This is a genomic window from Rhodoferax sp., from assembly GCF_039922535.1.
Taxonomy (GTDB): domain Bacteria; phylum Pseudomonadota; class Gammaproteobacteria; order Burkholderiales; family Burkholderiaceae_C; genus Rhodoferax_B.
In genome coordinates, this window is the sequence record NZ_JBDTEM010000095.1 from 1 (window position 1) to 9,878 (window position 9,878).

Sequence of the window (9,878 nt, forward strand, 5' to 3'; positions counted from 1 at the left end):
CACCCGCGCAGGCCACGGGCAAACCGTCGGCCGACATGGCCAACGCCATCCGCGCGCTGGCGATGGACGCAGTGCAAGCCGCCAACTCGGGCCACCCCGGTGCGCCCATGGGCATGGCCGATATGGCAGTGGCTTTGTGGGACCAGCATCTGCAGCACAACCCGAAGAACCCGCACTGGATGAACCGCGACCGCTTCATTCTGTCCAACGGCCACGCATCGATGATGCTGTACGCGGTGCTGCACCTCACAGGCTACAAGCTGCCGATGAGCGAGCTGAAGAACTTCCGCCAACTGCACAGCAAGACCCCCGGCCACCCAGAATACGGCTACACCCCCGGCGTGGAAACCACCACCGGCCCGCGGGGCCAGGGCGTGACCAACGCGGTGGGTTTTGCGCTGGCAGAAAAGCTGCTGGCGCAAGAATTCAACCGCGAAGGCCATGCCATCGTCGACCACCACACCTACACCTTCCTGGGTGACGGTTGCATGATGGAAGGCATCAGCCACGAAGCTGCCGCTTTGGCCGGTGCCTGGAAGCTGAACAAGCTGGTCGCCCTGTACGACGACAACGGCATCTCCATCGACGGCCAGGTCGCGCCCTGGTTCATCGACAACACCGCCCTGCGCTTTGTGGCCTACGGCTGGAACGTGCTCGGCCCGATCGACGGCCATGACGCCGCCGTGGTCTCCCAAGCCATTGCCGATGCCAAGAAGTCCACTGACAAGCCCACGCTGATCATCTGCAAGACGCATATCGGCCAAGGCTCGCCCAACCGCGCCAACACCTCCAAGGCGCACGGCGAACCATTGGGCGCAGAAGAAATCAAGCTGACCCGCGAAGTGCTGAACTGGCCTTACGCCCCGTTCACCATTCCTAAGCCCATCGCTGCCGCCTGGGACGCAAAGGCCGCCGGCGCAGCCCGCGAAGCCGCCTGGAACACCCAGTTCGCCGCCTACAAAGCCGCCTTCCCAGCCGAAGCCAAAGAGCTGCTGCGCCGCATGAAGGGCGATCTGCCAAAGAGCTTTGCCCAGACCGCCGTGGACACCGTGATTGCGGCCCACACCAAGGCGGAAACCGTGGCATCCCGCAAGGCATCGCAGCTGGCACTGGAAGCCTTCACTGCCGCTTTGCCTGAAATGCTGGGTGGCTCGGCCGATTTGACCGGCTCCAACCTGACCAACACCAAGTCCACACCCAACCTGCGCTTCGACAGCCTGACTGGCGTGGGCAACGGTGGCCGCCACATCAACTACGGCGTGCGCGAATTTGGCATGGCCGCCATCATGAACGGCGTGGCGCTGCACGGTGGTTTCATCCCCTACGGCGGCACCTTCCTGACCTTCAGCGACTACAGCCGCAATGCCATCCGCATGGCCGCGCTGATGAAGCTGCGCGTGGTCCATGTGTTCACCCACGACTCCATTGGTCTGGGCGAAGACGGCCCGACCCACCAGTCGGTCGAGCACGCCGCCAGCCTGCGCCTGATCCCGAATCTGGACGTGTGGCGCCCGGGCGATACCGCTGAAACCGCCGTGGCCTGGGCCGTAGCGCTGAACACCGCAACCCGCCCCAGCGCCCTGCTGCTGAGCCGCCAGAACATCGCCTACGCTGCCAAGTCCGACCTGGGCGAGATCAGCCGCGGTGCCTATGTGCTGTCCGAACCCGCTGCCGTCGGCCTGAAGAAGAAGGCCCAGGCCGTCATCATCGCCACCGGCTCCGAGGTGCAACTGGCCATCGCCGCGCAAGCCCTGCTGGCGGCGCAAAAGATCGCTGTGCGCGTAGTCTCCATGCCCAGCAACAGCGTGTTTGACCGCCAAACCGAAGCCTACAAATCCGCCGTGCTGCCCGCCGGTGTGCCACGCATCGCGGTCGAAATGGGTGTCACCGACGGCTGGTGGAAATACGGCTGCGCGGCGGTGGTCGGCCTAGACCGCTACGGCGAATCCGCGCCCGCTCCCGTGCTGTTCAAGCTCTTCGGCTTTACGCCCGAGAACGTGGCCGCCACGGTGCAAAAAGTACTGGCGAAAAAGAAGAAGTAAATCGAAGGTCCCCGGATCGCACCGGGGCCCTGTGTGCAAGTTTCCGCATTTAACTCCTGGAGATAGAGACATGACCATCAAAATTGGTATCAACGGCTTTGGCCGTATCGGCCGCATGGTGTTCCGCGCTGCGGTGCAGAACTTCAACGACATCGAAATCGTCGGCATCAACGACCTGTTGGAGCCCGACTACCTGGCGTACATGCTGCAGTACGACAGCGTACACGGCCGCTTCAAGGGCGAGGTGTCGGTAGACAACGGCGTGCTGATCGTCAACGGCAAAAAGATCCGCCTGACCCAAGAGCGCGACCCGGCCAACCTGAAATGGGCCGACGTGGGTGCCGACATCGTGGTCGAATCCACCGGCCTGTTCCTGACCAAGGAAACCGCACAAAAGCACATCGACGCGGGTGCCAAAAAGGTCATTCTGTCGGCACCTTCCAAGGACGACACCCCGATGTTCGTGTATGGCGTGAACGACAAGACTTACGCTGGCCAAGCCATCATCTCCAACGCGTCGTGCACCACCAACTGCCTGGCCCCGCTGGCCAAGGTGATCAACGACAAGTTCGGCATCAAGCGCGGCCTGATGACCACCGTGCACGCTGCCACCGCCACGCAAAAGACCGTGGACGGCCCCAGCAATAAAGACTGGCGCGGCGGCCGCGGCATCTTGGAAAACATCATTCCTTCCAGCACCGGCGCGGCCAAGGCTGTGGGTGTGGTGATTCCTGAGCTGAACAAGAAGCTCACCGGCATGGCATTCCGCGTGCCCACCAGCGACGTGTCGGTGGTCGATTTGACGGTGGAGCTGAACACCTCGGCCACCATCGCCGAAATCAACGCCGAGCTGAAGGCGCAATCCGAAGGCGCCATGAAGGGCGTGCTGGGTTACACCGAAGACAAGGTGGTCGCCACCGACTTCCGTGGCGATGCCCGCACCTCCATCTACGACGCAGATGCCTCCATCGCCCTGGACGGCACCTTCGTCAAGCTGGTCAGCTGGTACGACAACGAATGGGGTTACTCCAACAAGGTGTTGGAAATGACCCGCGTGATTGCTGGATAAGGCACACCCCCAGTCTCCACACTGCGTGTTTCCGCCAACCCCCTTGCAGGGGGCGAACCCAGTGGCCCGGCAAAGCCGGTTCCACGGGTTCCCTGGGCTGAGATCCGTTATGCCCACCGCTGGGTGGGTAGCAACAAGCTGCGGAGTTGATTTTGAAAAACGCGCCCTCGGGCGCGTTTTTTGTTTCCGCTTCAAGCCGCCGTAAAGCAGTTGTCCACAAACAGGTGCGCGCCGTTGACGAAGCTGGCTTCGTCGCTGGCCAGGAACAGCGCCGCCTTGGCCACTTCCTCGGGCTGGCAGAGTCGGCCTTGCTGCAGCGACAAGGCGGCGACCGAGGCGTCCACGCCGTGCTGGGTCAGCGCGGCGATTTCGCGCTGGCCGTGCGGGGTGTCGATGAATCCGGGGCAGACCGCGTTGCAGCGTATGCCGCGGTCGCGGTACTCCACCGCCACGGCGCGGGCCAGCATGGCGCAGGCACCCTTGGTCATGCAGTACAGCACCTCCAGCGGCGTGGCCGCTACCGACGAGATGGACGCGGTGCAGACGATGCTGCCCTTGCCAGCGGCCAGCATCTGCGGCAGCACGGCGCGGGTCACCATGAACATGCTTTTCACGTTAATGTCCATCAGCCGGTCGAAGTCCTCGTCGGTGGTCTCCAGAAACGGCTTCACGACGATGGTGCCTGCGTGGTTGAACAGCACCGACACGGGCCCAAAGCGGGCATTGGCCCCTGCCAGCGCGGCGTCGATCTGCACCCGGTCGGATACATCGGCGGCGAAGAATGCCGCGTCGCCACCGGCCTGCACGATCTCGGCCACCACCGCCTCACCGGCGGCTACGTTGATGTCGAAAATCGCCACCCGCGCGCCCTCGGCGGCGAACAGTTTGGATGCCGCGCCGCCTGCGCCGGTGGCACCGCCGGAGATGATGGCCGTCTTGCCTGCGAGTCTGCCTGCCATGGGGTGGGTCCTTTCAAGGGTTGGAATGGGGGTGCACCCAGTCTAGAGCACGCCGCATGCCACAGCCACCAGGACGCTATTTAATCCATAGCTTCCTGCGCAGGTAACATCTGCACTGCAGCCACTTTTTATCTAAAAACCCAACCCCACACCACCGCCAACGCAGGATGCGTAGCGCTGCAATCTGGGGAGGCAACCAACCCCTATGAACCTCGGCATCGTCTACGCCACCCTCGCCTACGTGGCCTGGGGCCTGTTTCCCCTGTACTTCCACCAGCTCGCGGGTATTCCGGCGCTGGAGGTGGTGGTGCACCGCACCGTGTGGTCGCTGGTGTTTGTGCTGGGCGTGCTGCTGGTGCGCAGGCACTGGAGCTGGATGCGGGCACTGCGGCCCCGGGTGCTGGGGGCGTTTGCGCTGTCGGCCCTGCTGTTATCGGGCAACTGGCTGACCTATGTGTGGGCGGTGCAAAACCAGCATGTGGTAGATGCCAGCCTGGGCTACTTCATCCTGCCGCTGATTAACGTAGCGATGGGCTTTGTGTTTCTGCACGAACGCCCGCGCCCCGGCCAGTGGCTGGCAGTGGCCGTGGCCGCGGCGGGCGTACTCTGGCTGACCGTGCAAACCGGCCGCCTGCCCTGGATTTCGCTGGTGCTGGCCCTGAGCTTTGGCTTTTACGGCCTGCTGCGCAAGGTGGCCAGCCTGGGCGCGCTGGAGGGTCTGGCGCTGGAGACCATGCTGCTGGCCCCGCTGGGCCTGGGTGCGCTGGCCTGGTGGAGCGCGCAGGGCCAGGGCGTGCTGGTGCAGGGCGATGCCTCGTCCATCGCCTGGCTGCTGCTGGCCGGGCCGCTGACCGCCATTCCGCTGCTGCTGTTTGCCGCCGGTGCGCGGCGCATTCCGCTGACCACCCTGGGCATCCTGCAATACATCTCGCCCACGCTGCAGTTTGCCCTGGGCGTGTGGATCTTCCACGAGCCGTTCCAGATGGCGCGGCTGGCGGGCTTTGTGCTGATTTGGGCGGCGCTGGGGGTGTACAGCGTGGAGGGGTGGATGGCGGCGAGGCGCAAGGGGCATTGAGAACAAAAAGTGCCGTCTGTGCTGATGGCTGCAGCGTGAGCAGCTATACAAAATAGAGCACTCTGCATTTCATCCATTTGGAGGATGAAACTGCCGCCCACCCGGTTCCCTGTCTATCCGCAGCGGAATACAGTGCCTGTATGCAGCGAGGAGAAGCACGATGGCGGACACCCTGGAACTGGAGTTGTTGGCGGAAGAGATTGCCGCTGTAGGCCAGGTCCTGGCAGCCACCCCGCCCGACCAGCCCGCCGCGCGCTGGTTCGCCTACCTGGCCTACACCACCTTGGTCCAGCACGCCGAAACCAAGTACCAGATTCCGGATGGCTTCGATGTCTTCCGACCCGATGCCGCCAGCGTGCGCGAGTGGATCGCGGGCCGCGGCAAGCTGCCCCAGGAGATCCACGAGGAGCTGGAACGCCTGCTCAAGGCCATGGCCGAGGAAGGCAAAGACATTGCCACTTACCTCTGCGAAGCCTATTGCGCGGCCAAGGCCACCAAGGCCGATGAGCTGGTCGCCTTCGCCCTGGATATCGCGTCCATCAAGGCCCTGCTGCTGGCCTACAGCGGCGACCTGCTCTACCTGGGTGGTGTACCGGTGACCGCAGTGTTCGCGCTGCTGCTGCGCATGGGCACGCTGGAAAAGCTGTGCAAGTGCCCGAAATAGCGAGCCCATGATGGACGACATTGCCAAACTGGTTTCGGCGCTGGCTTCGCTGGCCTGGCCGGTGCTGCTCGGCCTGCTGTTGTTCAAGCTCCAGGTGCCGATCCGCACCCTGCTCGAATCGGCGCTGAAGCGCAAGTTCACCATCAAGGTGGCGGGCAACGAGCTGACCATGGAAGAAGCCTCCGAGCAGCAGCGCGCCATCGTCAGCGACCTGCAAGCCAAGCTGGCCGAGCTGGAAAAGCGGCTGAACATGGGTGCCGTCCCAGAAGTGTTGCAGATGGCACCGCCCGCCCCCAGCGGCAAGCGCATCCTGTGGGTGGACGACAAGCCCAAGAACAACAGTTATTTGATTGCCTCGCTGGAAGAGCGCGGCGTGCGGGTCGATACCGCGCTGAGCACTGACGAAGGCGTGGCCCAATTCAAGAAGATGAACTACGACATCGTGGTGTCGGACATGGGCCGGCCCGAGAGCGAAAAGGCGGGCATCGACCTCACCCGCAAGATCAAACAGGTCAGCCCGCAAACCCCCGTTTTCATCTTCTGCGGTACCTGGGCTGCCCGCACTTTGCGGGCCGAAGCACTGGCCGCTGGCGTGGCCGAGATCACCGCGTCCGGCAGCACGCTGCTCAGCGCGCTGCCGCTGTCGGATGGGGCGTGATGCGTTGGGGACCGGGCACCTCCGCAATCCCTACACCGCCGACACCCACTCCCCACCCAACGTCACTTCCGCCGAAGCCAGCCGCGCATCCACCGAGGTGCCCGCGTGCAGTTGGTAGCCCCCCGCCTCCGCCACCCAGGCCGCGCGGGTCACGTCATAGAACGCAAATGCCCGCATGCCCAGGCGGAACTGCGCCGTGCCCGTTTCCCCTGCGGCCAGAGTCAGCTTGGCAAAGCCTTTGAGCTCTTGCCCGGGGCGCGGCAGGCTGGCGCTGGTGTCGCTTACATAGAGCTGCACCACGGCCTGCCCGGCGCGTTGGCCGACGTTTTGCACGTCCATCTCCACCAGCAGCTCGCCACCGGGCTGTAACTCCGTGCTGGCCAGACGCAGCGCACCAAACGCAAATTGCGTGTACGACAAACCGTGGCCGAAGGGGAACAGCGGGGTGATGTTTTTCTGCTGGTAGTGCCGGTAGCCAATGAAGATGCCCTCTTCGTAGACCACGTGGCCGTCCACGCCGGGGTAGTGCCGGGCGTTGCCAAAGCCCACGGTGTCTTGCAGCTGCATCGGCCAGGTTTGCGGCAGGCGGCCACCGGGCTCTGCCGTGCCCAGCAGCACGTCGGCGATGGCGTTGCCGCATTCCTGGCCGGGGTACCAGGCTTGCAGCACGGCGGGCACATTGGCCAGCCAGGGTAGGGTGACGGGCGAGCCGGTTTGCAGCACTACCACGGTGCGCGGGTTGGCGGCCACCACGCGGGCGATGAGGGCGTTTTGGCTGTGCGGCAGGGTGATGCCGCTGCGGTCCAGGCCTTCGTTGTCCCACTCGGCATTGAGCCCGGCAAACACCACGGCCACGTCGGCTTGGGTGGCCGCTGCCACGGCGGCGGCGATGTCGGCCTCGCCCAGCACGCGGTAGGCCCCGAAACGCAGCGCGTGGATGGGGGTGGACACGGGTGTGGCGGTGCTGAACTCGACCACCACCTCACACACCTCGCCCTGGGCCAGCCTGCGGCTGTGGCGCACCTCGTTGCAGCCGAAGGTGAAGTAGGTGTCGCCCCGGCTCCAGCCGCTCCAGGCATCGACCGCCAACTGGCCGTTAATGAAGGCCCGGCTCAGGCCCGCGCTGACCAGCGAGAACTGGTGCTCACCCGCCGACTCGGCCACAAAGCGCAGCGTGGCGCGGGCCGAGAAGGCATCGCCGGTCACGGCTGCGTCCACGGTGTCGATCCACAGCTGCTCGGTGTTGTGCACGGTTTGGCGGCAGACCACCGGGCCGGTGAAGTCCAGGCTGTTGAAGAATTCCAGCTGCATGGGCGTGTTCAGCACCGGCACGTAGCGGTGGATGTCGGCCCCGGCGTGGTGGGTGAAGGTGGTGTCGGGGCATTGCGCCTGCAAGGCCGCCAGCGGGGCGATGCGGTAGTGCGCGTTGACGGTGGCGCTGCCGCCGCCCATGGCCTGGGGCGTGACGGCGGCAATGCCGATCAGCGCCACGGTCTGCCCGGCTTGGGGTGCCAACGGCAACAAACCATCGTTCTTCAGCAGCACCGCGCCTTCAGCTCCCAGGCGGCGGATCAACGCGCGGTGGGCGGGCAGGTCGTCGGCCCGCTCGGCGTTAATGCCAGGGTTGGCAAAGGCCCCCACGCGCGCTATGAGTTGCAGCACACGGCGGGCGCAGGCACGTACGGCATCAAGGGGCAACAGACCGTCGTTGACGGCTTGCACCAGCTTGGCACCGCGCTCTACCGCCGGGCCGGGCATCTCCAGGTCGCACCCGGCCAGCACGCCTTCTACCGTGCTGTGCAGGCCCATCCAGTCGGACATCACCAGGCCGGTAAAGCCCCATTCATCGCGCAGCACCTGTTGCAGCAGGCGCCGGTGGTCGGCGGCGTAGATGCCGTCCAGGCGGTTGTAGCCGGTCATCACGGCCATCACGCCGGCTTCCTTGACCGCGCGCTCAAAAGGCAGCAGGTACAGCTCGCGCAGGGCCCGCTCGGGGATGTCCGAGCTCATGGTCATGCGCTGGTATTCGCTGTCGTTGCCCACGAAGTGTTTGATGGTGGCGGCCACGCCGGTGCTTTGTACGCCGCGCACATAGGCCACGCCCAGCTCGGAGCTGAGCCAGGGGTCTTCGGAATGGCATTCAAAATTGCGGCCGTTCAGCACCGTGCGGTGCAGGTTGACGGTGGGGGCCAACAGCACGCTGGCACCCTTTAACTTAGCCTCGGCCCCCAGGGCTGCACCGGTCTGTTCGATCAGCGCCGGGTTCCAGGTAGAGGCCAGGGCGATGCCGACCGGAAAGCAGGCTGTCGTGGGGCCGTCTTTAAAGACACCGCCACGCGCGCCATTGGGGCCGTCGCTGACCTTGATGGCCGGAATGCCCAGGCGCGGCACGGGTACGGTGGTCCAGAAGTCGGCCCCGGCGAGCAGGCCGACTTGCTCCTCCAGCGTCATCTGGTCGAGCAGGGATTCGATGTTCGGTGGCATGCTGTCTCTTGGTTGTTGGATTACAGGCCCAGCATGCGGCGGTTGGCGGCGGCATCGGTGCCGCTGGCGGCGAAGTCGTCAAAGGCCCGCTCGGCCACGCGGATCAGGTGGTCCTGGATGAAGGGCGCACCCTCGGCCGCGCCTTGCTCGGGGTGCTTGATGCAGCATTCCCACTCCAGCACCGCCCAGCCCCGGTAGCCGTACTGGGTGAGCTTGCTGAAGATGGCGCGAAAGTCCACCTGGCCGTCGCCCAGCGAGCGGAAGCGCCCGGCCCGGTCTTGCCATTTCTGGAAGCCGCCGTACACGCCCGTGCGGCCATTCGGGCGGAACTCTGCGTCCTTCACGTGGAAGGCCTTGATGCGGTCATGGTAGAGGTCGATGTAGGCCAGGTAGTCCAGCTGCTGCAGCACAAAGTGGCTGGGGTCATACAGCAGGCAGGCGCGCGGGTGCTGGTGCACGCGGTCCAAAAACATCTCGTAGCTGGCCCCGTCGCACAGGTCTTCGCCAGGATGCACCTCGTAGCACACGTCCACCCCGGCACCATCAAACGCGTCCAGTATCGGCAGCCAGCGCTTGGCCAATTCGTCAAACGCGGCCTCTACCAAACCGGCCGGGCGCTGCGGCCAGGGGTACAGGTAAGGCCAGGCCAGCGCACCGCTGAAGGTGGCATGCGATGTCAAACCCAGCCGCTGCGAGGCCTGGGTCGCCAGCTTGAGCTGCGCGATGGCCCAGGCCGTGCGCTCGGCCGGTTTGCCGCGCACCGCCTCGGGGGCAAAGCCGTCCATCGGCAAATCGTAGGCCGGGTGCACCGCCACCAGTTGGCCTTGCAGGTGGGTGGATAACTCGGTGATCACCAGCCCGTGCTCGGCCAGTTGGCCGGTGACCTCGTCGCAGTAGGTCTGGCTCTCGGCGGCGCGGGCCAGGTTG

8 protein-coding genes are annotated in these 9,878 nt (G+C 65.1%); 5 read left to right on the top strand and 3 right to left on the bottom strand.

Features of this window, described 5'->3' with window-relative positions; translation table 11 throughout:
- The first annotated feature begins 35 nt into the window (after positions 1-35).
- Both tkt and gap read left to right on the top strand, forming a co-directional pair.
- Positions 36-2,042 (top strand): transketolase, encoded by a 2,007-nt coding sequence (gene tkt, locus ABI213_RS04285; protein WP_348026203.1) that lies wholly within the window; start codon positions 36-38, stop codon positions 2,040-2,042.
- Between the two features lie 70 nt (positions 2,043-2,112).
- On the top strand, positions 2,113-3,111 hold the full coding sequence (gap, locus tag ABI213_RS04290) for a type I glyceraldehyde-3-phosphate dehydrogenase (protein WP_348007654.1): 999 nt from the start codon (positions 2,113-2,115) through the stop codon (positions 3,109-3,111).
- A gap of 191 nt (positions 3,112-3,302) precedes the next feature.
- On the opposite strand, the gene ABI213_RS04295 is transcribed toward gap, so the two are convergent.
- Complete coding sequence (locus ABI213_RS04295; RefSeq protein ID WP_348026197.1) at positions 3,303-4,070, bottom strand: SDR family oxidoreductase; 768 nt, start codon at positions 4,068-4,070, stop codon at positions 3,303-3,305.
- 205 nt (positions 4,071-4,275) lie between these two features.
- Between ABI213_RS04295 and rarD the strand changes: the two genes are divergently transcribed.
- The 3 genes from rarD to ABI213_RS04310 all read left to right on the top strand — a co-directional run bounded on the left by rarD (position 4,276) and on the right by ABI213_RS04310 (position 6,467).
- A complete protein-coding gene (rarD, locus tag ABI213_RS04300; protein ID WP_348026199.1) occupies positions 4,276-5,145 on the top strand; it encodes an EamA family transporter RarD in 870 nt (289 codons plus the stop codon).
- 160 nt (positions 5,146-5,305) lie between these two features.
- Positions 5,306-5,809, top strand: a complete 504-nt coding sequence (locus tag ABI213_RS04305) for a hypothetical protein (protein WP_348007351.1) — start codon at positions 5,306-5,308, stop codon at positions 5,807-5,809.
- A gap of 7 nt (positions 5,810-5,816) precedes the next feature.
- Positions 5,817-6,467: a response regulator gene (locus ABI213_RS04310; RefSeq protein WP_348014781.1), complete on the top strand. Its 651-nt coding sequence runs from the start codon at positions 5,817-5,819 to the stop codon at positions 6,465-6,467.
- A gap of 30 nt (positions 6,468-6,497) precedes the next feature.
- On the opposite strand, the gene ABI213_RS04315 is transcribed toward ABI213_RS04310, so the two are convergent.
- Positions 6,498-8,951, bottom strand: a complete 2,454-nt coding sequence (locus ABI213_RS04315) for a glycoside hydrolase family 3 C-terminal domain-containing protein (protein WP_348007353.1) — start codon at positions 8,949-8,951, stop codon at positions 6,498-6,500.
- A 20-nt stretch (positions 8,952-8,971) separates the two neighbouring features.
- Positions 8,972-9,878 (bottom strand): sugar phosphate isomerase/epimerase (locus tag ABI213_RS04320; RefSeq protein ID WP_348026201.1); only part of this gene is annotated, 907 nt, incomplete at its 5' end.